The sequence below is a fragment of the Sphingobium sp. LB126 genome, assembly GCF_002795205.1.
Taxonomy (GTDB): Bacteria; Pseudomonadota; Alphaproteobacteria; order Sphingomonadales; family Sphingomonadaceae; genus Sphingobium; species Sphingobium chungbukense.
The window spans coordinates 797,571-822,041 of sequence record NZ_NETV01000001.1; the positions used below are offsets into that span (position 1 = coordinate 797,571).

Below are 24,471 nucleotides of genomic sequence, written 5' to 3' on the forward strand. Positions count from 1 at the left end.
TTACTCCGCCGCCTCGGCATAGACCATGTCGGCGGCGAGACGCTTGGCATGGGGCAGCGCGACCGGCAGCGGCTGGCCTTCGCGCAGCGGCAGGAAGCGGCCGGTTTCCCCGTCCATGCCCAGGACCTGGCCGGCATGGATGTCGACATACCAGCCGTGCAGCGCGATCTCGCCGCGGGCGATGCCCGACGCGACCGACGGATGGGTGCGCAGATGGGCAAGCTGCACCACGATATTCTCCAGCGCCATGTTGCGCAGTTTCGCAGCGTCGCTCAGATCGTCGGGATAGCTTTCGCGACAGACCTTCTGCGCGGCATGGCTGTGGCGCAGCCAGGCGGCGACGTTGGGCATGGAAGTAAGGTCGGCATTGGTCGACAGCGCCTTCATCGCGCCGCAGTCGCTGTGACCGCATACGATGATGTCGCGCACGCCCAGCACCATCACCGCATATTCGACGGTGGAGGTGACGCCGCCATTCTGCGTGGCATGGGGAGGCACGATGTTACCCGCATTGCGGCAAACGAAAAGGTCGCCCGGATCGGCCTGCATGATATGTTCCGGTACGATCCGCGAATCCGCGCAGGAGATCATCAGCGCCTTCGGGCTCTGACCGTCGCTGGCGAGGCGGTTGTAAAGCGCGCTCTGGTTCGGAAAGACCTGGCTTTCGAAGCTGAAGACGCGACCGATAAGCTCGTTCATGTCACTGCATCCTTCTATGAGGTGGCCGGTCAGGGGGCAGACCAGCCTTGAGAATGAAGGATAAGGATGCGGTTTTGCTGCGGCGCAGCGGCTTTGTTAAATAATATGTCTGAGCGATGGAAAGCGCGGGACGTACGAGGAACCGCCGTATTTCCCAGCCGGATCAAGGCAATGGATAGCGGACAACCGGCTGCGCGAACGGGATTCAGCGCCGATCGACCACGGCACTGAACATATATCCGCCGCCCCGCACCGTGACGATCGGCGCAGACCGGCCGCCATGGCTGAGCTTGCGCCGCAGCCGGCTGACCAGCACATCGACGCTGCGGTCGGACGAAGGCGTATCGCGCACGCCCGCCAATTCCATCAGACGCGGGCGGGCGATCACGACCTGCGGATGATCGAGCAGGACGAGCAGCAGGGAAAATTCGGCAGCGGTCAGTTCCACCAGCCCACCGCCGGGATCGACCACCTCGCGCCGGGAGGAATCGACCACCCAGCCGTCGAAGCGCGCCTCGATCGGACGGCGCGTGCCCAGCGCCCGGTCATTGCGCCCACGGCGAAGCACCGCACGCAGCCGGGCGGCCAGTTCGCGGACAGAATAGGGCTTCGCCATATAATCGTCAGCGCCCAGTTCCAGCCCGACCACCCGATCGACCTCGCTGCTGTCCGCGCCGACCAGGATGATCGGCACGTCGCTGCGCTCGCGCACATCCCGGCACAGGTCCATGCCGTCCGGACCGCGCAGGGCGGCGTCCAGCACGACCGCGCCGACGGCCATGCTGTCCATCGCGGTCCAGATGTCGTTCGCGTTGGCGGCGGATAGGGCACGAAACCCGCTTTGCTCCAGTGACTGGCGCACTTCGTGTCGCACGTCCTGCCGGGCCTCCGCGATCAATATCAGCGGGGGACTCATCCGCCTGTCACGGCCCCTTTCACGGACAGGGCGTGAATGCCGTCCAGTTCATTGACCAGCACGGCGCGGTCCTGCCGCGCAACGGAGACGGCCGCGGCCGAGCGGGCGCTGTCGTGACGGGCGATTTCCGCCGCGATCAGACCGCGCGCGGCGCTGCAGCCGCCTGCATGGCTGCCGGAAATGGGCGCGAAGCGATGGATCGGCTTGGCAAAGGCAGCGACGGGCCGCCCCTGTGCGACCACATCCCGGTTCACGGCCATGTCGGCCTGCCAGCGGCAGACCGGGACTGACGCGCGGTTGGCGAAACGGGCTTCGACCTCATGGAAGCGGACGGTGGATTGCGTCTTGTAACTGGCCGTGTAGGCGTTGGACGCGTGCGCGATTTCGGTGCTGTGGATCGGCGTCGCAACGGCCAGGGCCGCCGCGCTGGACGCAAGCATGAGGAACATGGGCCTTCTCCCTACCGACCGGAAATGGTCGAGCGGGATTTAGGCCCCCTGAATGTCTCCGTAATTTGCCGAGCGTTACAAAATATTGCTGGCGCGAAATAGAATTCAGGTGAGACGCATCAACGCCCGATGCTCCACCACCGGCCGGGCGGATATATGATCCAGCAACGCCGACAGCCAGAGCGCGTCGCTCGCGGCCCGGTGGCGTTCGGCATGACGCGCATCGGCATAGGCGACGGCGGCGCCGATCCGCTGCTCGTCGGCGCGATGTTCGTCCAGCAGGAACGAGACATGATCGATCAGAAAGGGTGTCGGCTGTCCCGCCGCATCGGCCAGCGTATCCAGCCAATATTGGTCGATCATGCTGTCGGCCACCATGCGCCGCCCGTCGCAGGCGGCGGCCAGTTCCGCCAGCACGGTTTCTGCGGGCAGCCCTTCGCGATTCACCTGGTCGAGACTGAGGCCATGCAGCGCCTCCGCTTCATCCGACCAATACCAGCCGGCCCAGTCGTCATGCGGGCGGATCAACCAGCTTCGCGCTTTCCCATCGCATGCGATGCCGACTTCGATCGGGTAGGACAGGCCGTGCCGGGGCAGGCACGACGCCTCGAAATCGATCGTGAGGATCGTCAACTCCACTCTCCATATTTCAAGGCCATGTCCGCCCCTCTTCAGACCGGCCAGCCTGCTTTTCGATGCTCCCTTCCTAGAAGGGGACTATTGCAGTCCCAAGTCAGCCGCGCCAGAAATGATGCCGGCGGCCTCTTTCCGGCGACCAGCCGAACAGGGTCGTTTTCCGGGAGAAATCCGGACATGAAAGGGCAAGTGCCGGGCAAATGGCGCTTGGCATCAGTGGAAATGGCCTTAAATCGCGGGACAATATCAACTGTCGCGCACGAGGATGGAACATGGCAGGAACCGCACTGATCACCGGAGCAACCGCAGGCATCGGCGCGGCGTCGGCGCGGCGTTTCGTCGCGGCGGGATGGAAGGTGATCGTCACCGGACGCCGTGCCGACCGGCTGGAGGCGCTGATCGCCGAACTGGGCGCGGACAAGGTGCATGCGATCAGCTTCGACATGCGCGACGAGTCGGCGATCGACACGGCACTGGCGGGTTTGCCGGCCGATTTCGCCGACATCGACCTGCTGATCAACAATGCCGGGCTGGCGCTGGGCACCGCCCCGGCGCAGCAGGCGGACCTCGACCAGTGGCGGCAGATGATCGACACCAACATCACCGGGCTGGTGACGATCACCCACAAGCTGCTGCCCCGCCTGATCGCGCGCAAGGGCGCGATCATCAACCTGAGTTCGACCGCGGCGACCTATCCTTATACCGGGGGCAACACCTATGGCGGGACCAAGGCCTTCGTCACCCAATTCTCGCTCGGCTTGCGGTCGGACCTGCACGGTACAGGCGTCCGCGTCACCTCGGTCGAGCCGGGCATGGTCGAAACGGAGTTCACCCTGATCCGTACCGGCAGCCAGGCCGCGTCCGACGCGCTCTATGGCAACGCCAATCCGATGACGGCACAGGATATCGCCGAGACGCTGTTCTGGGTGGCGAGCCAGCCCCCGCATTTGAATGTCAACCGGATCGAGTTGATGCCGGTCACCCAATCCTTCGCCGGATTCCAGATCGCGCGGGAGGGATAAGGGCGCCTATCCCTGCGCCTTCTTGTCCTGCGTCATTACGGCGCCGATGGCGGCAGCGATGACGCAGGCAAGCGCCATGCCCTGTCGCCCGGTCAACGTCTCTCCCAGCACCAGATAGGCCGCCAAGGCGCCGATCGCCGGGTCGGCGCTGAGCACGACGCCGAAACTCCGTTCGGGAATATGCCGGAGCGCCACCATCTCCAGCGAATAGGGCAAGGCGCTGGACAGGACCGCGACAACCAGCCCGAGCAGCATCGCATGGGGGTTCAGCAGCCCCAGCCCATTGACGGCCAGGCCGACCGGCAGGACCGCCAGGGTGGCGAAGGCCAGCCCCACGGCCACGGCAGCGCCCGGCGGGAGATGCGCCGCCTTCTTGCCGAAGACGATATAGAGCGCCCAGAAAAACGCCGCGCCCAGTGCGAACAGGATGCCGATGGGATCGAGCGTGCCCTTGACGTCGGCAACGGGCAACAGCAGCGCCAGGCCGGCCACAGCGACGCCCACCCATAGAAAATGGATCGCCCGGTGCGAGTTCATCAGGGCGACGGTCAACGGCCCCAGCAATTCGATGGCGATCGCCAGCCCCAGCGGAATGGTCCGCAGTGCCATGTAGAAACTCAGATTCATGAGCCCCAGCACGATGCCATAGCGGGCCACCAGCATGAATTCGGTGCGGGACCATGACCTGCGCCAGGGCCGCCACATCGCCATCAGCAGCATCGCGCTGAAGCCGACGCGATACACCGTCGTCCCCGTCGCTCCCATGACGGGGAAGAGATGCTTGGCGAAGGAACTGCCGGTGGCGAAGGACGCCATCGCACCCAGGAGCGCGAGATAGGGCCAAAGCGAGCGATTGTCCCTGCGCGTGGCGACGCGCCATGTCACGGCCGCACGGTCAGGAATTGCGACACCGCGCCGATCGGCCCCTCCAGATCATGGATGATCGTCTGGGTCAGCCCCATTCCCGCCGGCCCGATCGAAACCGCACTTTGCAGGCCAAGCCATGGGCCTGCCGGCTCCCGGAAGAAACAGGCGGTCAGATCGAGATTGGGAAAGGCCACGTCCAGCGGCGACACGAGCGGAGCCATGCCATTGGCGACGTCCACCAGTCCCATGACGCGCGCTGTTGCGGAAACATCCTCCCCCGCGACAAGAGGCAGGCCGGCGCGCAACCATCCATTCGCCCGCCCGGGCCCTATGGCCTGACGCCGGGCCTCCAGGCTTTTCAGGAAGCCACCCGGCCATGATGCCGTGATGTCGAATGGGGCCATCTCGTCAGGCGGCGCGATCGACGGCAGCGCCGTCGCTGCAATGGCGTCGGTCGCATAGGCCTGAACGAACCAGCCACGCAACAGGATCGCCGTCCGGCCGGCGTGACTGAGACGTGCCTCCACCAGTTCGATCGTGCGGCCGGCCCGGATCACCTCCACGTCGATGCGGATCAGATCGATCGGAAGCGTGCCCATAATGTCGTAGGACAGGCGACCAAGGCGCAGGGGATCGCCGCCGCGACGGGCCAGATGATCCGTCTCGAGCATATGCGCCATAAGCCCGAGTGCCGGAGCGACGTGCTGCTCCGCAACATTCCACGCGCCGCCGACATGATCGCTGGGTTGAAAATTCCTGTCATCAACGCGTTCGAAATAAGCCATCTTCATTCCATATCCGTTTGAGCATGAGTCAATGCGATGGCCGCTCCGGTCCCATCTTGATGTTCGGGCGACCCGCACATTTTTCTACGCCTTACCCCTCATCGCAACCGCGAAGCGTTCAAGGATGCGGGGTGACCTAACAGCTTGCGATGCGCAATTCGACTCCGCTCATGGCCCGGCGCAGGCACCGGCATGGTCGCATCGTCCGGTTCAGGGATGGCTGGGCGCCCAGGACATAGCATAAGCCGCTCGCACCAATCTGTTCATGCATCGCAAGAGCCTCTAATTTGCGCCCGAATCATTTGCGTGCGGTGCAATGATTGAGGGGGATCTGCAATTGCTCGACGAGGGGAGATATTGGGAAGGAGACGGCCGCGCCGCGGCTGATCCGGGCGATCATGTTCCGGGGTGCCGGAGATGAGTCGATGAGCGTGCCCGATGTATCGCGCCTTACCGACAAGCAGAAAGAATGCCTCCGGCTCGTCGCTCAGAATTTGAACACCAAGCAGATCGCCCGCAGGATCGGCAAGTCCGATCACGCGGTCGACCAGCGCATCCGCCAGGCATTGCGGGCGCTGGGCGTTGCAGATCGCTTCGAAGCGGCGCGCATTCTGGCCGAGGCGGAGGGCCGCCAGACATATCAGCCTTTGATATATCAAACGGATGGTCTTGCCCCGGCCCCGGAAATGGCGATTTCTGGTGGGCAGGAAGCGTCGGCCGCCGACCCCATGCCACCGCATGGCAAGACGCCGCGCTTCCCGCCACTGGGAGGTCGGGACAATGATCTAGACGCGGTTCAACGCATCAAGCTGATCCTGAGCCTGGCGCTCATGATCGGAGGAACGATCGCCGCCCTTGTAGCGGCAGGCCTATGGGTCATGTCCTTCTTTTCCGAAGGGGCATGAATTTCGAACAATCCGACTTTTTTAGGTGACGTCCGTCGCCAAAGGAGATCCTATGCCCAAAGCAGATCATCGTATGCCCCTCAACAGGAACACCGCGCAGGCCGTGGTCGTGGACCTGAACATGGCCTATGCCAAACTCGACGACGTGCTCGCCCATACCTTGCGGGCCAGCGCCAACATGATCGAGGTCGGCCGGACCATGGGGCTGGACCCCCTGAGCGGCCAGAAAATCTATTCGGACCTCACACGCTGCACCAATGCCATGCTGGAAAGCCGCCAGAGCTTGGTCGAGGCTCATGCGAAGGCCCATCGCATCCGCAAGCGTTCGATCGTCGCCGATGAAGATTTCTTCGGTTGTCCGCGCGACAAGCCGACCGGCAAGGTCAGCAGCGCTCCGATCCTGAGGGAAATATCAAGCCGCGCTGTCGCCTGATCGCCGGTCGCGCTGGTGCGCGCTGCGTCCAATCAGGCGCGGACCGCGTTCTTCGGTTTTTTGTTTTCGCATCGTTCATGCGATGCTCTAGTGCAGGCTCGTAATGGACCTGTCCGATGCCTTCAACGCAGCCCTGATCTGCATCACCATTTATGTCTGGCTGCAAGGCGGATGGGTGGGCAAGGCCGGTGCCGTTCTGGTGATCGCCGCGACGGTGGCCACCTATGTCGGCATGGGCCTCCCCCATCCCTTCGGGGGACTCAATCTGGCGGTGTTCGGGGGCGACCTGCTGCTGTTTGCAGGTTTCCTCTATCTGGCGCTGGCGTCACGCCGATGGTGGCCGATCTGGGCAGCCGCGCTCCAATTCAACGGAGTCTGCTCCCATCTGGTCGCCTGGGTCGCGCCAAAGCTGGTTGCGGATGTCTATTACAACATGACGACGGCCTGGGGCGTTCCCATCCTGGTCGTCATGGCTGTGGGCGTGGCCATGGACCAACGAGCTGCACGAACAATTGCACATAGGGAGTCATCACATGACTGCGATGTTCGGCCAGCGGGCGGCGCTGCTGCGGACGGCTGATCTTGAAGCGATCGAAAATGACCTGCTTCGGCTGAGCGAAGCCGTTCGAACGCTGACGATTGCGTCCCAGATCAGCCTGGTCCCCACGGAGGCAGGCTTGTCGTCGCCCGCCGGGACCGCCGAAGAAAAGATGCTTGGCATGCTGGCAAGACGGCTTTTGCGCGAGAGCGAAGCGCGTCAGGCGGTGCTCCCGTTCGACGTCACGGTCGACCCCGCATGGCTGATGCTGCTGGACCTCTATGCTGCCGAGGCTGAGGACAAGCAGATTTCCGTCAGCAGCGCGTGCATCGCTTCGGGCGCGCCGCACACGACGGCGTTGCGCTATCTCAATCTGCTGTGCGACAAGGGCGCGCTGGTACGGTTGCAGGATGCGGCCGACGGCCGACGCATCCATGTCAGGCTGACGGCCGAATATCGGACGCGGATGACCCAATATCTGATGCTGGTGGCGGCGAGCAGGGAATAGCCGCCGGGTCTGTGCCGATGCTATTTGGCGACCATGTTGATCTTGAAGAAGACAAGGGAGCTATTCTCAGTCCCGCTCCCCTTTTTCTTGCCGGAGGGGACATCCCGTCTCCCCCCGGCTGGACCATCAGAATAATTTGCCGCTGTTCAGCTTGACCCCGGCATACCAGAAGCGGCCGACACCCGAAATGGGATAGCTCAACTCCCCAAGGTCCGGCTTCTGGTCGGTGAAATTGTTGACCCCGACATAGAATTGGAACTTTTCGCCCACATCATAGGCCAGGCGTGCATCATGCTGCTTGAGCGATTTGTACCAGACATATTGCGGATCGACGAGATCGGGATTAGCCGCCAGTTGTTCCGTCGTGTAGCGGCGGGTCTTGCTGAAATAGTTGAACGAATAGTTGGCGGTAAGCCCTTTGAGCTTCCACGTCAGGTCCAGCGTACCGCGCCAGCGCGGATTGAAGCCGTCGCCCAGGCCGGGGCCTTCCAATATGTCGTTGTCCAGGTCGGCGCCGGGCGTTGCGATCTCGGTCTTCTTGGCCAGATAGCCGCCCACCAGGGCGATGTTGAACGATCCAAAATCGCCCGGCGTGAAATTGTAGGTGATGGTGAAGTCGGCACCCGCCGTACGTATGGCCGCGACATTGGCCGGCTGGACCCTGAAGCCGACCTCCCCGACATTGCTTCCCAACACCTCGCCATCCGAACCGCGGAAGATATTCTGGCAGAAGACATTGTCGATCGTGGGCTGGTCGACGCACAGCCCGGCCAGTTCCGTGACGGAGGGGGTTCGGACGGCATTTTTGATCTTGATGTCGTACCAGTCGAAACTCAGCGTCAGGCCCCGGATGAAGCGCGGTTGCAGGACGACGCCGGCCGTCCAGGTCTTGGCCGTTTCTTCGGTCAGGTTCGGATTGCCGCTCGCCAGACCGCGCAGGTTGGTGATGCCCGCCGGGCTGAAACCGGCGATCTGGCTGGGTGACAGGCCGAGGCCGGACAGGATCGTCGTGCAATTGGCCTGCCGATATTGGGTTCCTTCATTCAGCCGGCGGACATCGCAGGGATCGTCGACGAAACTGAAGGTTCCCGAGACCGGCTGGAACAGTTCGCCGATGTTCGGCGCGCGCACCGCCTGCGAATAGGAGCCGCGGAACCGGATGTCCGGAATGGGCGCGTAGATGCCGTCGAGCTTCCACGTCGTCGTCTTGCCGATGGTGGTATAGTCGGAAAAGCGGACGGCGCCGGATAGCGAAAGCAGTTCGGCAAGGCGCATGTGCGAGAGGATCGGCGCGTTCACTTCCGCGAAGAACTCCTTCACGCTGAAGCGGCCGCTGCTGGGCGCTACGGCTTCGAAATCGCGGAAATCGCCGTTCTGGATCAGAAGATCGGGGGTGTCCCGGCTTTTTTCCCGGCGATATTCGCCGCCCAGGGCAAATCCGAAGGAGCCGCCGCCGGGAAAGGTGAAGGCGCTGTCCAGATCGCCCGAGACGGAACCGGACACCACTTCCTGCGAGATTTTCGAGCGGCTGAGATTGTCGGCCAGGACGAATGCAAGGGCAGCGGGGTCCGCCACGCCATTACCCAATATGTTGAGGGGGCGGCATGCGCTGCCTGTGCCCGGCGTGAAGGTCGTCGCCGGCCCGTCGAAATTGATCGGATCGATGACGCCGTCATATTCCAGTGTCGACCGGCAGACGATGTTACCGGTGGCAGGATCGCGCACGGCATCGAGCGCGGCAAAATAGCGGTCGCCGATCAGATTGGCGGTCTGGCGATAGCGAACCTTCGTCTCGCCATAGACGTAGGAAATATCATAACGCAGATGGTCGCTTATCTCCCCGTCGAACCCCAGCACGATGCGTTTGGTTTCACGCTTGACGGTTTCGCCACGGATGCCGAAGTCGAAATTGTCCCGCGTGACCAGCGCGCCATAGGGCGCCGTCCCCGCGCCGAAGCGATCGATCAGATAGGCATTGTCGGGCTGAAGATAGGTGAAGAAGTCGAAACTGGGCTGGGACACCGAATAGGCGCGCGTGGCCGCATATTTGCCCTCGGCATAGAAACGCAGGGCAGGCGAGAATTCATAGCTGGTGAGCGCATTGACCACATGGCGGCGTGTGGACGGCTGAAGATCGCCATAATAGCCCGCGACCGGCGTGTTGGAACCGCCCACCGCACGTCCGTTGCTCCCCTCCAGCACCAGCCCCCGGTCGTAGGGCAGGCCGCTGCCGGTGAAATCGGGAATTTCGTCGAAGTCGACGTCGACCGCCCCATCCGGCGAACTGTCGGCCCAGGTCAGATTGGCATAGGGGATGCGATCGGGAACGTTGGGATCGTCGTTCAGATCATCCTGATTTTGCAGGATCTGTCGATATCTGGCCGGATTGCCGGTGAAATCGCGAGCGAAGGAACTCAGGCGGTCGGCCTTGTTATATTCGTAGGAGACGGCGAAATTGCCGCGTCCGTCCGCGAAATTCCGGCCGGCGGTGATGCTGAAATAGCGGTTGGCGGCGTCGCCCTTCGACGAGATGCCCGACTGGGCGCGCGCGGCAAGCCCCTCGAAATTCCGCTTCAGGACGAAGTTGACCACGCCCGAAACGCCGTCCGCGCCGTAAATGGCCGAAGCGCCGCCGGTCAACACGTCGACACGCTCGATCAGATCCTGCGGGATCGAATTGATATCGACCGCCGCGCTGTTGGCGATACCAGCGACATGCCGCTTGCCGTTGACCAGCACCAGCGTCCGCTGCGTGCCGAGATTGCGCAGGTTGAGCAGATTGACGCCGGTTTCGCCGAAAGCCGCGTCCGCGCCGCCGGCGAGCGAACTGCCGGTGGAGGCGGTCAGGGCCGGATTGCGCAGCAATATATCGACGATGTTCGTGCGGCCGGTCTGCTCGATCTGCGCCGCCGTCACCGCGACGATGGGATTGGCGACGTCCAGTTCGGGCCGGGCAATGTGCGATCCGGTGACGATGATGACATTGTCTACGGGCTGGGAGGCATCGTCCTGCGCCTGTGCGAGGGCGCTTCCGCCCGCCAGCGCGACAATCAAGGCGACCGGCGCCGCGCCGGCACGCCAAGGCAGGAATTTTCCATTTTCGCTCATGCGATCCAGTCCCCTGATCTGGCATTAAGGATGGAAATTCGCGACGATAAAGACCCCACGATCGCGCTTCCGGGCGGCGACGCTGGAAAACTGCTCGGGTGAAGTAAAGCCTAGTATTTGGAAAGACGCGATTTTATCTTTTGCCTGTTGCATATATGCCATCCCGTGCCATGACGGACGTCGGACGGCCTTTCTGAGCTACGGCCAAAAGGATGCCCTGCCCGCACGTCGCATCCAGCGACGGCCGGAAGCCTATCGCCGGCCCAAGGGGCTGATGCGGCCCGACGGCGCACAGCGATCGCCTTCCATCTCGATATGCCTCATACGGAAACTTCATCTGCTGCGCCGTCCGCGAGCGGAGCGAGAGACGTCTCGCCGCAGCCTGTGCTGAGGGCGGCGGCAAACTGAAAATATGCAGAAAGCAGGAGCGAAGTGCTGGCAATGACCAGAGCCGTCGCAAGGGGCGCCTGCACCCCCTGCGCTTCAAGCAGATCGCTTGCAAGGCCGACGATGAAGGGGCCGCCCCCCTGGCCGACGATGATCGCGATCAACAGCATTGTCGCACCGGCGAACGCCCGGCTTTCCCCAGGACTTCGTTCCTGGAACAGCGCGATGGTCGGCGCATAGGTGGCACCGGCGGCAAGCCCGAAGATCGCGAACAGCGTCAAAGACAGCGTTCGATCCGCCACCAGGAATGCAGCGGCGCTGGCCGCCGCCGCACAGACCGCCAGCAGGCCGCACAGATGGAGCGCCAGAGGCGCGCTCCTTACGAGCATTCTGCCGACGACGATTCCACCGATGATGATCCCCAGGAGCGCGCCTCCCGAAGAACTGATCGAGTAGGTGGCGCCGACCTCCTTCATGCTCATCCCATGCGTGCGCATGTAGAAGGTCGGCGCCCATTGGGCAAAGCCGGTATAGGCGAAACTGGCCATCGCATAGGCCCCGACCAACGAACGGCGCAGCGGGTCGGCGCCGATGGCCTTCGCCGTCGCCAAGGCCGAAGGCATCTGCATTCGAGGTCCACCGGCGGACTTGGCGGGTCGCTTCACGGTCAGCGCAAAGACGAACGCGAGCAGCAGCCCCGGCGCCGCCATGATCATCATGGTAGGGCGCCAGCCATATTCGGACCCTAGCCATCCGCCCACGGCGACACCCGTTCCGATACCCACCGTCGCTCCTGCGGAAAAGATCGCGTAGGCGATCGGCCGGGCGCGATCTGAAAAGGCGGTGTGGATCAGCGCGAACGACGCAGGCGATGCTCCGGATTCCCCGATCCCCAAGCCCAGGCGGACGAAGAACAGCTGCGTAAACGACCGGGCATAGGCGGTGAGGACGCACATCACGCTCCAGGTCGCGACGGCGGCGACCAATATTCGGGCATGGCCATGGCGATCCGCCCAGCGAGCCAGGACCAATCCCGAGAGGCCGTAGGTCAGCGCAAAGGCGATGCCCGTGATTGCGCCGACCTGGGTGTTGCTGAGATCGAGTTCCTGCTGGATCGCCGGCGCCAACACGGATATCAGCGTCCGATCGGCATAATTCACGATATTGATCGCGACCAATAGCGCGAGGACGTAGCTGTTGCCAAAACGGCTCAATCGCACAGGGCCGGAGAAGGCCGTCACGACTCTCCGCCCATCGTCCCGAGCAACGGCCAGATGACGATATTAGCCATGGTTGAACCACATGGTCTGCCGGCGCTGGTATGTTTCAAGCCCGGCAACGCCGCCTTCCAGCCCGATGCCCGAGAGGCCAGCCGGCTCGCCGGAGAATGCGAAGCCCGGTCCGGCGCTCCCCACCGCATCCGCATTCACGACCGTCACCGCGGTCTGCAATGCGTTCGCGACCCTGAACCCGGTTGCTGCATGGGTCGACCATATATAAGCGGCGAGGCCATAGCTGGTTTCGTTCGCCAGGCGGATCGCATCCTCGGCATCGCTGAACGGAAGCACGGCCACCACCGGCCCGAATATTTCTTCCCGCGCAATCTGGCTATCGGCCCCGGCGTTGGTGACGATCGTCGGCTCGATGAAGAAGCCGCCGGTCTCCTTCAGGATACGCCTCCCGCCATAGACGACTTCCGCGCCCTGGGTCCGTGCTTGCGACAAGAACTTCTCGACCCGCTGCATCTGCCGCGACGAGACGAGCGGACCGTAGGTGGTGGAACTGAGCTGCGGATCGCCCGCGACGATATCCGCAAGACGTGCTGATATCCGTTCGACCAGAATATCGCACAAGCTTTCTTGGACCAGAAGGCGCGATCCGAAGCTGCACACCTGCCCTTGATTGGTAGCGATCGAGCGCGCGATATAGCCGGCGATCACGTCGGGATCGATTCCGTCGTCGAACACGATCTGGGGCGACTTGCCGCCGCATTCCGCGCCGACGACCTTCATATTGGACGCGCCGGCATATTGCATGATCAGTTTGCCGACGTCAGAGGATCCAGTGAACGTCACCATGTCGACGTTCATATGCTCGGCCAGCGCACGGCCGACGGTCCCGCCGCTGCCCGGCACGATATTCAGCACGCCGGGCGGCAATCCGGCTTCATGCGCAAGCCGCCCGAGCATCATTGCCGATTGCGAGGCGAACTCGGAAGGCTTGAGCACGACGCTGTTGCCGGCGGCTAGCGCCGGCGCAATTTTGAGGACGCTATTATAGGTTGGAAAATTCCAGGGAATGATCGCCGCAACAACTCCGCGCGGGCCTCGAGTCTGGATCACGGTGGAGAGGCTGTCACTGCTCAGCACATCGCCAGAAACCTTGTCGATCGCCTCGGCATTGAACCGGACGAGGCCCGCCGCGACCATGGCGTTGTAGACCTGAAGACTGACCGGCTTGCCCATTTCCAGCGCATCGAGCGCATCGAGGCGGACTGCATTCTGCGCGATCAGTTCCGCCCATCGCAGCAGGACCGCCTTTCGCTCGCCCGGCGGAGCCTTGCTCCAGTCGCGCCTGTCGAAGCTCGCCCGGGCCGCCCGAACCGCTCGGTCGGCGTCTTCGGCGGCGCCGCGTGGAATCGCCGCCAGCCTTGCGCCGTTGGAAGGATCGTAGGTTTCCAGCTGGTCGGCCGAGGCCGATGGCAACACTTTCCCGTCGATCAGGGGCGCGACGCGCTCGAGGTCTTCGGCCATGAGTCGGCGCGGAGCGGTAGGAGTGGCTGTCATCTGCTGAGCCATTGGTAGTTCGTCCTTGGTTCGTCGGTTCCGGCACAGGCTTATCAAAAGCCGTGTCGGCACGTTCGGCAGCGCGTCAGTTCGTTTTGGCCATCAGTTCGCGATTGCCTGCCCATGACGCGGCATATTGGTCCGTCGCCTCGATCAGCCGATCGGTGATTCCGGGTTCGGAGAACACATGTCCCGCGCCTTCGACCAGATGGAGCCTCGATCGTGCCCAGCGCCTGTGCAGTTCCCAGGCGTTGCGCGCCGAACAGCAGATATCGTACCGGCCGTGCACGATTGTGCCGGGAATGTCGGCGAGAAGATGCGCGTCCTCAAGCAGCTGTCCGGGCCTGAGCCAACATTTGTTCGCGAAGAAATGCGCCTCGATCTTCGCCACGGCGATCGCATAGTGGGGGTCCTGCGCGCTTCGTTCGCGCGCTGGGTCCGGCAGCAGCGAGACGGTCGCGGCTTCCCATTGGCTCCAGATACGCGCGAGGCGCAGCTGCGCCGCACCCTCGAGCGTGGTCAGGCGCCGGTCATAGGCCGCGACCAGGTCGTGGCGCTCCTCCGGCGGGATGGCCGCGCAGAAGGCCTCCCACTGATCCGGGAAAATTTCCGAAGCGCCGAAGGAATAGAACCAGTCCAGGCTCGCCTGATCGCCCAGGAATATCCCGCGCAGGACCAGCTCGGTGACATGTGACGGATAGGCCTGAGCATATGCGAGCGCCAGCGTAGAGCCCCACGAACCGCCCAATAGGAGCCACCGTTCGAAGCCGAAGCTCGTCCGCAGGCGTTCGATATCGGAAACGAGGTGCCAGCTGCTGTTGCAGTCGACCTCCGCATGCGGCCGCGATCTCCCGCAGCCACGCTGGTCGAAGAGGATGAGATCGTAGCGGTCGGGATCGAACAATCGCCGGTGCAACGGCGAAATGCCGGCACCAGGTCCCCCGTGCAGGAACACCCCCGTGGCTCCACCGGAACTGCTCGCCGGCAGCGATGGACGCCCCCGCCCGAACATATTCGGGATCGCTCCCATCCGTACACAGTCCCGCCTTTGTAGCAGGACTTTGTAGCAAACGCCCCGCCACGGTTCCGGCGTCGTCTGAAAGCCCGGTTTGGCAGTATGTTAGGAAAAACTTGGCTGGGGCGGCAGGAGCCTCATCCAGGTTTTTGCGCCCCAGCAAAACCGCCGCAGTGGCTTGATCGGAGGACGTCGCTCGCCTGTCACTGAAACGCTCGGCAAATGTCGCGGCCTGGCTCCCGCCCGCATTCGCCTCAGATGCACCCAAGAGGGCCGCCTTCTGCGCCATGAATTCTTCGTCGGTTAAGACGCCTTCGGCCTTGAGCTGAGCGAGGCGTTCGAGCCCCGTGATCCGATCCGTCATTCGTTGCCCCCCATGTCCATTCGGGGCAACGGCCGAAGCCGGATGTTGGAAACACTGGCACAGCACAGCGCGCATGCGCCTTTACCGGCAAGCCGGCTGGACATGCGCGCATGCCACCCGGCCGAATATCGACCGAGGTGCTGCGACAAAGAGGTTTCCACGCCCCGCTCCCGAGTATTGCGGGAGCGAGACAACCCTAGTGGATCAATGTTAGAAAATGCAAGAGCTTGGCAGGCCGTCACGCTACGATCCTGCGCGCATAGCGGGCCTCGGCGGCGTATTCTGAAATCGGTTTGCTGCCGGTGAAGGCGGTATCCCGTTCGATAGGTAGGCGCAGGGGACCACGAACGGCAGCCAGTTCGCCCAGGCTCACATATCCCAGTTCGGGCTCCCCAAGCCCGAGATCGCATAGACCAAATGCCCGATCATAGTCCGCAGGGTCGATTTCAGTGAGCAGCCAAGTCGCCCCGGCGTCCGGGGTAAAGAGCTTCACCACCGGCATCGGATCACGGTCCGCGCCCCTTGCGCTGCCCCGACCGTGTTCCAGCATCAGTTCGAAAGCGGCCTGATCGATGAAGGACGGCCTTATCATATCAGGCCGCCTTCCCGATGAGGGTCAGGGGAGCGGACGGCGGCGGCGCGATATGCCAATCTTCGATCTTGGCTCGAAGGCAGGCTTCGACAGCATCAATGACGACACCCCAGTTCAGATAGCGATCGAACAGGGCGTAAGCCTCGTCCCTCGCGCCAGCCCAGCCAAGCGCCTCCACGAGCTGTTCCAGTTCGACATTCAGGAAGGAAGCCTGCTCCGGGCCGGGCGACGCCACGAATTTGCGGTAGAGATCCGCCCCCTGCTGGACGTTCGTATTATGGCGCGGCGCGAGCAGCATGAAGTGCGTTTCCGCCCAGTCGCCGCGCATCATCGCCGCTTGGGCGAGCAGGTGCTCCCGGAACAACTGCTGGAGAGGGTTCACCCGCAAGGCCGCGTGCATGGGTTCCTTGAAAAGGCCCGATGCCGGGGCGAGTTCATCATAGCGGGGGTTCAGTTCCGCAGGAGCGGGCTCAGCCAGGCTCTCCGAATATTTGACCTCGATTCCGATCAGGCCGGTCGCGCCGTCGCTGCGCTGATAGACGACTGCAACGTCAAAGGCCGTCCGGTCGCCGGTCAGGTCCACTTCCCGCCGCCCCGGCGAATGCTCGAACCAGACGTGACGAACGGCTGCAATGTCGACGGTCGGTGCAATCGCCCGCATCACCTTAGCGGCCAGCGCCAGATCGAAACGAAGCGGCGCAAACAGGTTGAATGCCAGCGGCATGGAACTCAGCAGATTGCTGTAGAGTCGCTGTCGGTCGATCAGTGCACCCGCTTCCTGATAGATGACTTCGCGCCGCGCGAGATGCGCCACGGCCGGTCCCAGGAAGTTGCGGCCAACGGCAGCCGCACTCGTGCTGAGCAACGAACCGACCTTCCGTTTGCGTCCGTCGCGTCCCTGGAAGCTGCCGATTGGCAGACCCTGCCGCTCACGCCACAAGGCTTGGAGCAGGCGCGCGCAGGCGCGGAAACGGGTGTCGAATTTCTCCTGGACGAAGTGAGCCTTGAGCAGCTCATCCGGCATGAGGGGAAGCTGGCCGATGGCCTGGCCTGACTCTGGCGTCATGAATCCTCCTTCTTTTGCCGGGTTGCGTCCGGCAGAGAGGATTCACTGAGGCGGCAGATATCTATGCAGCGCCTTGCCCGTCTCCATGTTCGCGGAGAATCAGGAGTAAGGCGTCGATGCCTTTCTGCCGAAACGAGGCCGGAGCGCCATCACGGAAAATTTTGCCGGTCGTTGGATAATAGTTGAAGCCGAGGGGAAGCTTGAGCTGGAAAGGCGCACCCTCCGGACGTCGGACATCGACCCCCTCGACGAATAGCCGATCGATCGCGGCCACCATCGCTGGCCCGTCGCATGGTTGGATTGCGACGACCGGCATATTCTCAAATCTCATATCTTCCTCTTTTGAACCTTCATTGGTTTGGGGAGAGAAAGGGAGGAGGAGAAAGGTGTGGGTATAGGGAAGGTAGATAAAGGGGAAGGCAGTGTAGAGGGGGGAGGTATGGCGCTGGAGCGCCAGAAATTTATGCGCCGTCGCGACCGGCCTGTCCAGCGTTTCGGACGGCAACTCCCCCAGCGTTTCGGCCATTTTTTCATTTTAGAAGCACCTCTCGCTGCCGACCGACCATCAGCATGGCTGGCAATGCGAGGGAGGCTGCTTGTGCTGGGCAGGAGTGGCGGGTTTGACCAGGCTATCTCCTTCAGAAAGTCAGACGCTGGATCGCCGAGCGAGGCTGCACGGAGGTTAAAGTACCCCATTACACCTATAGATATATATAAAACTATTACTGATGGTTGAATGACATATAACTAGCGTTCTAATATATCTACGAAATAAGTAAGCATGTTCCCAATTTGGAACAGTTGAAATGAAGACCTTCTAATCCGTAACTTAACAACCTATTAACTCCCCGATCGGGCGCGAATCATTCAACTTGGTTCGACAGTCATGGCGATCTTAAGCGGCATGGTGCAATCTGGGGGAGTTTCTGCATGTCTCAAAATAAGTTTCTTGTCGCGGCCGTAATGTGCGGAACCGCCTTTTCGGCAATTGCCAGCACTACAGCTTGGGCGGACACCGTTCCGACGCCCAGCGCTCAGCTCGCGAGCCAGGACACGCTTGCGGCCATGCAGGACCAATGCGACATATTGGCCGCCGCCCACGAGACCGGAAATGGTGACAAATGGACCGGCGAAGTGGTCACCGGAGCCGCGACCCTGGTAAGCGGTCCGACGGAAACCGGTTCTCGCGATATTGACGAAGGCACGATTCAGCATGCCGGGACCTACGTTCCCGCAGTGCTCGAAATCCGTGGTAATCCGTTCCGCGTCGGCGGCAGCGTCAACATGTTCGGAGATCAATGGTCGACTGCCGGATACTGGACTGACAGCACTTACAATTTCACGGCAGACTTCACCTCGACGTTCCAGCACGCCTTCAGCTGCAACATCAATCAGGAAGTCTATCATGCCGAGCAGGTGATCCATCACGACGCTGAAGGCCAATATGTTATCGATCCTGAACTGATCGGAACGCCGCAGGCGAATGCCGCCCTGAATGCCTGCAACGCTTTCAACGCCGCGCATGCCGCTGGCGCAAACCAGGGCTTCTGGGGTCAGTCTCCGCAGGGCAACTGCGTTTTCGAAGGCACTCAGGCCTATGACGAGACCATTCCAGAATATTGGGACGGTCCGGTTCTGAAGTTCACTGTGGCCGGAACGCCGGTGAGCCAGGAACAGATCGACAGCATTTACGCGTTTGAAGATCATGGAGGCCCGGTGCAGGTCACGGGCGAATATCATGTTGGCCAGGTGGTCATCTGCATTTCGCCGAACAAGCCCGCGCCGGGCGGCACCTGGCGCACCCAGAATGGCTATACCGGCACCAAGTGCACCACAGACTGGTTCAAGGTCGCGCCCTGGGGCGCTGGCACTGAAGGGAGCAACGGTACCTATATCTCGGTACCGAACTACTCCTTGTAAGTCACTTTTGGACCTGAAGATTGTCTCGCCAGCAGCGTCTGGCGAGACATTCCTTTATTGCTGAGTTCAACCAGATGCCCTCTACCTCGCTTCTGCGCCGGGCTTTGATCGGCGGCTGTTGTCCGGTTGCGATGATGGCAGGCATGACATCCAGCGGGTGGGCTCTGGAGAATGTGGGTACTGCCTCGACGGAAGGGAGCGCGACATATAGCGCCGACCAGACGCTCATCATTGTCACGGGCACGCGAGCGATCGTCGCCGCTCTCCAGGATGTGCCGGTCGAGCAGACATATGACGAAGACAGCGTCGCGTCCTACAATGTCAGCACAACCGGGGAACTGCTCGACGAAATCCGGAATGAGAACGGGGATAGCGATCCTGCGATTCTCGTTAACGGCCGCCCCATTACAGACCCAAGTAACATTTCGGACATACCGGTCGAAGCGATTGCGCGGGTCGAAACGCTGCCTCGCGGCTCCGCCCAGCGCGTCAATGGCGCAGCCGGTCAGCGGACTTATAACATCGTGCTGCGCAACCGCGTCAGGAGCGCCACGCTCACCGCCAGCCGGGAAACGGCAACTGAGGGCGGCTGGAACAACAACAAGGGAGAAATGCTGCTCACCTATATCAAGGGGCAAGACAGAATAAACCTTACTATCAGGGGAGCTCGATCGGGCGATTTGTTCGAATCAGAGCGGGATTTCATTCCCCGCCAGGAGAGCATTCCCTATTCTGTCTGGGGCAACATCACTCCCGTTTCAGGCTTGGAAATCGATCCGCAACTGAGCGCTCTTGCGGGCCAGCGGATCAATTTTCTCGCGCTGCCTCATGGGCAGACGTCATTTCAACTGTCTGACCTTGTAGCCGGAGCCAATCAACTCAATCCAAGCAACCAAAGCTTCTATCGCACTCTGCGCGGTTCCTCTCGTCCGATCGACATCGCCGCCGCCGGCAATAAGGAACTCGCGCCTTGGTTGTCACTCCAATTCAGCGGCAGAGTGAACTGGACCGATACGGAGAATTACAACGGCTTGCCTTCGGCTCGCTTTCTGATTCCTACCAGCAATGCGTTCACCCCCTTTTCCACGCCGGTCTATATCGCGCTCAACGATCCTGACCGGCCGTTGCGCAGCGCGAGCAGTACCAAGAGCCATTCGGTTTCTGCCGCGTTCAACGCCGCATGGGGTGGCTGGCGCGCGATCCTGTCAGGCCGGTGGGATTATCGCCACTTGGCATACCGATCCCAATTGACGGGATCACTTGTCGGCGGATCGACCGTTGCATCCACGCAAAATCCTTTTGACGGATCGCTGGCCGGACTGATCCCGATTGGCACTCGCAGTACGCGGAGCCGGAACAGCACTCCCCAGGTCACGCTCGATCTGGACGGCCCTCTTTTCCAGAACTGGGCAGGAACCGTTCGGGTAAGTGCGGGCTTGGGCGCGACCTGGATCAACTATGACGCTGAAGATAGCTCAGGCGAGCGTGCTTTCAGTCGCCATGAATATCTCGCGAAAGCAGGAATATCGATCCCGCTCACCAGTCGGGAAGAAGGATTTCTGCCGATACTGGGGGACATCGACCTCGCCCTGGATGCAGGTACCGTTGATCTTGGGCGGTATGGTAATTTGAAGCGGCGCGGCATCGAACTGGATTGGGAGATGCTCGACTGGTTGCGTTTCAGCGCTGGCAGCGTCCGGACCGAGCGTGCAATCGCCCCTGAGTTGCTGGCTGCGCCCGAAGTGATCAGCCCCAACGTGCCATATTTCGATCCGCTGACGGGAGAGACCGTCGATGTGACGCTGGTCTACGGCGGCGCTGCTTCGCTGCGGAATGAGAGCCTGAGATCGCGCACCCTTGCTTTGACGGCTAACCCGCTCCGTAAGTATAATTTTCAGTTCGACGTCAGTTATTCAACCGATGATCTGCGCAACCAGTTGGGTGCGCTGCCCTCGCCCAGCACAGCCATCGTTGCTGCATTCCCTGACCGATTTCAACGGAATGCTTCAGGCACGCTGATCCTCGTTGATAATCGCTCCGTCAATTTTGCCCGTCAACAGACCGAGCAGTTGAGGTTCGGGCTACGTTTCGCAATCCCTCTGACGCGTTCCACGCTCATGCCCGGCAAAACTGGCCTTGCGTCCAGTCGACGCACGCCGCCGCTGAAATTGCAGGTCACGGCCTCACATAGCATTCTGCTCAAGAACACCACCGTCATTCGCGAAGGCTTGCCCGAGATCGATTTGCTCAAGGGAGGCGCGATCGGCATCGCCGGAGGGCAGCAGCGGCATGCAACGAACGCAAGCGTCGCATTGAACAGAGGTGGCACGGGGCTGCGCTTTGACTTACGGCGACGCGGGGCAAGTTATCTGAGTGTCGGCTCGCCAACCGATCCCGACATGCTTTCATTCGCGCCTCTGACCACGGTCGATTTTCAACTCTATGCCGATCTCGCGCAAATTTTCCCAAATGGGCGCATGGCGAAAGGTGCCAAGATCACTGTCGCATTTGACAATATTTCAAATCAGCGTCAGCGCGTGACCAATCTTCTCGGGGAAATCCCGCAAGCCTATCAACCTGTGCGAAGAGACCCCATCGGCCGTACCGTCATGATTGAACTGCGCAAGATTTTCTAACCTCGGCGCACTGTTATTGATGGAGAGCAGGCATCTCTCGCGGATGGCAGACAATCTGATCTGCCGGTCTCGGTGTGGAGGTCGGCACATGGTCAAAACCCCTGTGAGGCTTCACCCCAGCTATTTCGATCATCCGTTTCCAAACATTTAACGAGCCATACTTCACCCGGTTTACGGTGATGCACAGCTTCGGCCTGTCCATTGCTAGCCTCATTAAACTTAACCGTTTCGATACCCGTCGGCGGTTAATGCAGCAGAGAGAGAGACCCTCCTTTTTAGCATTATAACTCGCGATAGATGGGCGAATCACCGGCAGCGGCTTAAGATTTGTCGGCGACCCAAATTGGCCCCGTCCGAGGGCGGGGCATTTTCTTTGTCCCTGGAGCCCTCAGGCATCGGTTAAACCGATGTCGGACGTCGTTTCAGCTACCGCGCTGGTGAGGGAGGGGCAGCAGCCACTATAGTCGAGGAAATGGAGGTAGCCGTTGATTTTAAGGATCGGTCGGTCTCCCAATCAGTAATTTTTCTCTCATCACAGTCTGAGATATGGAAATCACATGATCGACGCCTTCAATGGTGATTGCCAACGTTCCGTGCTCAGTGATTTCAATTAAGCTTTTTGCTTTTAAATACCACAGATGAAACTCAAAATGCTCATCTGAACAGTTCAGCATTTTTTGCACGAAATATCGACCTACGCCCGCGTCCTGCGCACTCTCTCTTCGTCTTTTATATAGAAATAGAAGAATTTTCGAGTGAGCGTCTGCATCATCGTATGCCGTTTGTTCGCCATCAACTTCATCATCCGCATGGAACCTGAAGCCTGTCCGGGCAGCGTAGAGAAGGTCGTACTGCGCCCGCTGGTCTGAGTTCCTTAGCGTCTTATACGCCTCGATCACTTCATTGAATTTCGTGACGTCGGCCGTTGCGGCATGGTCGGGATGGTACATCTTTGCAAGCAAACGATAGGCGGTTTCTAGGCCTCTCGCGTCACAGTTGGGGCTGACTTGCAGAATCTTGTAGTAATCAACAAATGCTTGCCCATCAGCCATCACAGCGCCCCCGACCCGTGCCTATCTCCGTATGCCTGCTCGGATAAATTCCAGCAACAACTCTGATGCCCTGAGATCATCGTCCTCAGTGGCGAGCGAGACAACGAAGCGGATCATAGGACTCCCCGATTTACGGGTTTGCAGGAGAGCCCGCCCACGGACATGCAGCCGGCCGCTATCCAGAAGAGGTTACTCGGCGTGCGCCCGGCATCATCGTACAGTCCTGCGGGCCAGCGTTTTCAGGTATATTGATACAGACGCGAAAGATCGACCCCTATGTCGATCTTGTCGACGGCTTCCTTCAGATTTGCGATAGTCAGCCCTTTGTTGTAGCGGGCCGTTTCTCCAGCTGTCTCGTGCCCAGTCACTTCATCGACTACTGAATCGGGCACATTGGCACGCTTCATAAACGTGATCGCATTATGGCGGAAAGAGTGGAAATCCATCCTTTTGACATAAAGCGCCGTGTCTCGCCGATACCGGGTAAACCATTTGGAATAATTATGGCCCAGCCGGTTATCCGCTCCACCCGGATTTAGATCCGGGAACAACAGATTGCCGGGCCGCGCCCGCATCTGATCGGCATAGTCGAGTAGGCCCAGCCGGATCAGGCTATGATGGATGGGGGCCTTCCGGATTGCATTTCTGTTTTTGAGTTGGCGCCCCTCGCCCTCCTTGATGTCGAAAATCCAGATGCCTTCCGCTTTCCGCACATCGTCGAGGCGCAACTGGCAGATTTCCTCCTGGCGCATTCCAGAGAAAAGCGCGATCAGCGGAAGCCAGAATTTATCGTCCCGAATGATATGCGTTCCCGGCTTCGAACGCCGATGTTCAGATTGGCATCCTGCCCAAATTGGCGTCTTGAACAACGCCTGAAGCAACTCAATCGGCCACATCTGCCGTTGGTCGCGTGCTCGCTTCGCAGCAGCGAATTTCCAGTCGTTGAAGATGTTGATAGCCGCCGCGCCTTGTTCGATCGCGCTGTCCCAAAGGGTCGACAAAGCCGCGAAATGCCGCTGTACCGTGCGCGACGACAGACGGAGGACATCCTGTTGGCGAGTCTGCTCCACAATCTGCTGCGCCGTCAGGCCACGGAACTCCACAGCTTTGCTGTAGTTGGCCGGGAGGTCCTCCAATAACGCTTTGAAGCGACCGGCATCGGCGCGAACATAATCACCAAGAGGTCGGTCGCCAGCGAAGTCGCAAAAGATCGAATAGGTCGCCCGCGCCTGAAGGTATGTCTGGCGCTCCCATTTTTTACGGCGCAGTTGCTCTTCTCTGAATGTTTCTGCCGCCTCGGTAAATGTAGGACCTGCAACAATCGGCGGCATTTCGGCAGCGGCAGTGATGGGCACCGAGGCTGGCAGCTCTGGCCTCTCACGAAGAGCCTCCACAAGCAACTTATCTTGCGGCTCATAGTTGAAATCACCCTCGGCCCTCGCGCGCAGAGTTTCGGCGACCTCGACGCCCGCCCGAAGCATCGCATGGCTAACTTTCCGAACGCTCAGCTTGTCGAACTTCGCATCCAGCCCGTAGCGGCGGGCCAGCATAGCGGAGGTGATCTGCCGCACAGTCGCATAGGCATTCTCGGCAAGATGTTCCTTCGCGCTTTCCGCCAGTTGCCGATAGTGATCGGCTCGCGCTGCCCGGAACTGATCTGGCGCGTCCGCCATCAAACGGTGATGATCGTCCTTAGCCAGGATCGTGGAGTAAAAATCCTTCACCAGCGCCGCGATCTCCTCATCGCTCAGCATGGGCGCGCTCTCGACCTCCACGAACAATTCCTC

The 24,471-nt window shown here is 61.1% G+C and carries 22 protein-coding genes; 7 read left to right on the top strand and 15 right to left on the bottom strand.

All coding sequences use genetic code 11. From position 1 onward, the window contains the following. From CAF53_RS03810 to CAF53_RS03825, 4 genes are all read right to left on the bottom strand, one after another. On the bottom strand, positions 1 to 699 hold the full coding sequence (locus CAF53_RS03810; protein WP_046764673.1) for a carbonic anhydrase: 699 nt from the start codon (positions 697 to 699) through the stop codon (positions 1 to 3). A gap of 205 nt (positions 700 to 904) precedes the next feature. Then, positions 905 to 1,615 carry a response regulator transcription factor gene (locus tag CAF53_RS03815; protein WP_100237379.1) on the bottom strand — a complete coding sequence of 237 codons (711 nt, stop codon included), beginning with the start codon at positions 1,613 to 1,615 and terminating at the stop codon, positions 905 to 907. Then, positions 1,612 to 2,064, bottom strand: coding sequence for a hypothetical protein (locus CAF53_RS03820; RefSeq protein WP_100237380.1), 453 nt, complete (start codon positions 2,062 to 2,064; stop codon positions 1,612 to 1,614). Before CAF53_RS03820 ends, CAF53_RS03815 begins: the two co-directional genes overlap by 4 nt. Before the next feature lie 105 nt (positions 2,065 to 2,169). After that, entirely contained in the window at positions 2,170 to 2,697 is a 528-nt protein-coding gene (locus CAF53_RS03825; RefSeq protein WP_100238679.1) for a hypothetical protein, read from the bottom strand. A gap of 275 nt (positions 2,698 to 2,972) precedes the next feature. On the opposite strand from CAF53_RS03825, the gene CAF53_RS03830 reads away from it, so the two are divergent. Then, positions 2,973 to 3,722: an SDR family NAD(P)-dependent oxidoreductase gene (locus tag CAF53_RS03830; protein ID WP_046764915.1), complete on the top strand. Its 750-nt coding sequence runs from the start codon at positions 2,973 to 2,975 to the stop codon at positions 3,720 to 3,722. Between the two features lie 6 nt (positions 3,723 to 3,728). On the opposite strand, the gene CAF53_RS03835 is transcribed toward CAF53_RS03830, so the two are convergent. Together CAF53_RS03835 and CAF53_RS03840 are read right to left on the bottom strand one after the other, a co-directional pair. After that, the gene (locus CAF53_RS03835; protein WP_242443380.1) at positions 3,729 to 4,607 is read right to left on the bottom strand and encodes a DMT family transporter; all 879 of its coding nucleotides are present in this window, start codon (positions 4,605 to 4,607) and stop codon (positions 3,729 to 3,731) included. Continuing rightward, complete coding sequence (locus CAF53_RS03840) at positions 4,604 to 5,380, bottom strand: thioesterase family protein (RefSeq protein ID WP_242443381.1); 777 nt, start codon at positions 5,378 to 5,380, stop codon at positions 4,604 to 4,606. Before CAF53_RS03840 ends, CAF53_RS03835 begins: the two co-directional genes overlap by 4 nt. Before the next feature lie 419 nt (positions 5,381 to 5,799). Between CAF53_RS03840 and CAF53_RS03845 the strand changes: the two genes are divergently transcribed. The 4 genes from CAF53_RS03845 to CAF53_RS03860 all read left to right on the top strand — a co-directional run bounded on the left by CAF53_RS03845 (position 5,800) and on the right by CAF53_RS03860 (position 7,758). Continuing rightward, a complete protein-coding gene (locus tag CAF53_RS03845; protein WP_157801215.1) occupies positions 5,800 to 6,279 on the top strand; it encodes a helix-turn-helix transcriptional regulator in 480 nt (159 codons plus the stop codon). A gap of 52 nt (positions 6,280 to 6,331) precedes the next feature. After that, positions 6,332 to 6,712 (top strand): hypothetical protein, encoded by a 381-nt coding sequence (locus tag CAF53_RS03850; RefSeq protein ID WP_157801216.1) that lies wholly within the window; start codon positions 6,332 to 6,334, stop codon positions 6,710 to 6,712. A gap of 103 nt (positions 6,713 to 6,815) precedes the next feature. Then, positions 6,816 to 7,292 (top strand): hypothetical protein, encoded by a 477-nt coding sequence (locus CAF53_RS03855; RefSeq protein WP_052757464.1) that lies wholly within the window; start codon positions 6,816 to 6,818, stop codon positions 7,290 to 7,292. Beyond that, positions 7,246 to 7,758: a hypothetical protein gene (locus tag CAF53_RS03860; protein ID WP_157801217.1), complete on the top strand. Its 513-nt coding sequence runs from the start codon at positions 7,246 to 7,248 to the stop codon at positions 7,756 to 7,758. Before CAF53_RS03855 ends, CAF53_RS03860 begins: the two co-directional genes overlap by 47 nt. Before the next feature lie 126 nt (positions 7,759 to 7,884). Here the strand turns inward: CAF53_RS03860 and CAF53_RS03865 are convergent, their stop codons facing one another. The 7 genes from CAF53_RS03865 to CAF53_RS03895 form a co-directional block, all read right to left on the bottom strand. Then, positions 7,885 to 10,866, bottom strand: coding sequence for a TonB-dependent receptor (locus CAF53_RS03865; RefSeq protein ID WP_100237384.1), 2,982 nt, complete (start codon positions 10,864 to 10,866; stop codon positions 7,885 to 7,887). Between the two features lie 320 nt (positions 10,867 to 11,186). Then, complete coding sequence (locus tag CAF53_RS03870) at positions 11,187 to 12,494, bottom strand: MFS transporter (RefSeq protein WP_157801218.1); 1,308 nt, start codon at positions 12,492 to 12,494, stop codon at positions 11,187 to 11,189. A gap of 42 nt (positions 12,495 to 12,536) precedes the next feature. After that, a complete protein-coding gene (locus tag CAF53_RS03875; RefSeq protein WP_197707359.1) occupies positions 12,537 to 14,006 on the bottom strand; it encodes an aldehyde dehydrogenase family protein in 1,470 nt (489 codons plus the stop codon). Positions 14,007 to 14,124: 118 nt separating this feature from the next. Then, positions 14,125 to 15,069 (bottom strand): prolyl aminopeptidase, encoded by a 945-nt coding sequence (gene pip, locus CAF53_RS03880; RefSeq protein WP_100237387.1) that lies wholly within the window; start codon positions 15,067 to 15,069, stop codon positions 14,125 to 14,127. A 587-nt stretch (positions 15,070 to 15,656) separates the two neighbouring features. Then, a complete protein-coding gene (locus tag CAF53_RS03885; RefSeq protein ID WP_100237388.1) occupies positions 15,657 to 16,010 on the bottom strand; it encodes a DUF2958 domain-containing protein in 354 nt (117 codons plus the stop codon). 1 nt (position 16,011) lies between these two features. Continuing rightward, positions 16,012 to 17,076, bottom strand: a complete 1,065-nt coding sequence (locus CAF53_RS03890) for a hypothetical protein (protein ID WP_100237389.1) — start codon at positions 17,074 to 17,076, stop codon at positions 16,012 to 16,014. Positions 17,077 to 17,137: 61 nt separating this feature from the next. Further along, positions 17,138 to 17,602, bottom strand: a complete 465-nt coding sequence (locus CAF53_RS03895; RefSeq protein WP_100237390.1) for a hypothetical protein — start codon at positions 17,600 to 17,602, stop codon at positions 17,138 to 17,140. A 404-nt stretch (positions 17,603 to 18,006) separates the two neighbouring features. Between CAF53_RS03895 and CAF53_RS03900 the strand changes: the two genes are divergently transcribed. Continuing rightward, positions 18,007 to 18,996: a hypothetical protein gene (locus tag CAF53_RS03900; RefSeq protein ID WP_157801220.1), complete on the top strand. Its 990-nt coding sequence runs from the start codon at positions 18,007 to 18,009 to the stop codon at positions 18,994 to 18,996. Positions 18,997 to 19,016: 20 nt separating this feature from the next. Next, positions 19,017 to 21,632 carry a hypothetical protein gene (locus tag CAF53_RS03905; protein WP_157801221.1) on the top strand — a complete coding sequence of 872 codons (2,616 nt, stop codon included), beginning with the start codon at positions 19,017 to 19,019 and terminating at the stop codon, positions 21,630 to 21,632. A 491-nt stretch (positions 21,633 to 22,123) separates the two neighbouring features. Here the strand turns inward: CAF53_RS03905 and CAF53_RS03910 are convergent, their stop codons facing one another. Further along, positions 22,124 to 22,684 (bottom strand): DnaJ domain-containing protein, encoded by a 561-nt coding sequence (locus tag CAF53_RS03910; RefSeq protein WP_100237393.1) that lies wholly within the window; start codon positions 22,682 to 22,684, stop codon positions 22,124 to 22,126. Between the two features lie 239 nt (positions 22,685 to 22,923). Then, on the bottom strand, positions 22,924 to 24,459 hold the full coding sequence (locus CAF53_RS03915) for a site-specific integrase (RefSeq protein ID WP_157801222.1): 1,536 nt from the start codon (positions 24,457 to 24,459) through the stop codon (positions 22,924 to 22,926). Positions 24,460 to 24,471: the final 12 nt, after the last annotated feature.

Coding starts and splice junctions, on each gene's coding strand:
- CAF53_RS03810 (WP_046764673.1), bottom strand. CDS start 699: ATGAACGAGCTTATCGGTCGCGTCTTCAGCTTCGAAAGCCAGGTCTTT.
- CAF53_RS03815 (WP_100237379.1), bottom strand. CDS start 1,615: ATGAGTCCCCCGCTGATATTGATCGCGGAGGCCCGGCAGGACGTGCGA.
- CAF53_RS03820 (WP_100237380.1), bottom strand. CDS start 2,064: ATGTTCCTCATGCTTGCGTCCAGCGCGGCGGCCCTGGCCGTTGCGACG.
- CAF53_RS03830 (WP_046764915.1), top strand. CDS start 2,973: ATGGCAGGAACCGCACTGATCACCGGAGCAACCGCAGGCATCGGCGCG.
- CAF53_RS03840 (WP_242443381.1), bottom strand. CDS start 5,380: ATGAAGATGGCTTATTTCGAACGCGTTGATGACAGGAATTTTCAACCC.
- CAF53_RS03845 (WP_157801215.1), top strand. CDS start 5,800: ATGAGCGTGCCCGATGTATCGCGCCTTACCGACAAGCAGAAAGAATGC.
- CAF53_RS03850 (WP_157801216.1), top strand. CDS start 6,332: ATGCCCAAAGCAGATCATCGTATGCCCCTCAACAGGAACACCGCGCAG.
- CAF53_RS03855 (WP_052757464.1), top strand. CDS start 6,816: ATGGACCTGTCCGATGCCTTCAACGCAGCCCTGATCTGCATCACCATT.
- CAF53_RS03860 (WP_157801217.1), top strand. CDS start 7,246: ATGACTGCGATGTTCGGCCAGCGGGCGGCGCTGCTGCGGACGGCTGAT.
- CAF53_RS03865 (WP_100237384.1), bottom strand. CDS start 10,866: ATGAGCGAAAATGGAAAATTCCTGCCTTGGCGTGCCGGCGCGGCGCCG.
- CAF53_RS03875 (WP_197707359.1), bottom strand. CDS start 14,006: ATGGCCGAAGACCTCGAGCGCGTCGCGCCCCTGATCGACGGGAAAGTG.
- pip (WP_100237387.1), bottom strand. CDS start 15,069: ATGGGAGCGATCCCGAATATGTTCGGGCGGGGGCGTCCATCGCTGCCG.
- CAF53_RS03885 (WP_100237388.1), bottom strand. CDS start 16,010: ATGATAAGGCCGTCCTTCATCGATCAGGCCGCTTTCGAACTGATGCTG.
- CAF53_RS03890 (WP_100237389.1), bottom strand. CDS start 17,076: ATGACGCCAGAGTCAGGCCAGGCCATCGGCCAGCTTCCCCTCATGCCG.
- CAF53_RS03895 (WP_100237390.1), bottom strand. CDS start 17,602: ATGGCCGAAACGCTGGGGGAGTTGCCGTCCGAAACGCTGGACAGGCCG.
- CAF53_RS03900 (WP_157801220.1), top strand. CDS start 18,007: ATGTCTCAAAATAAGTTTCTTGTCGCGGCCGTAATGTGCGGAACCGCC.
- CAF53_RS03910 (WP_100237393.1), bottom strand. CDS start 22,684: ATGGCTGATGGGCAAGCATTTGTTGATTACTACAAGATTCTGCAAGTC.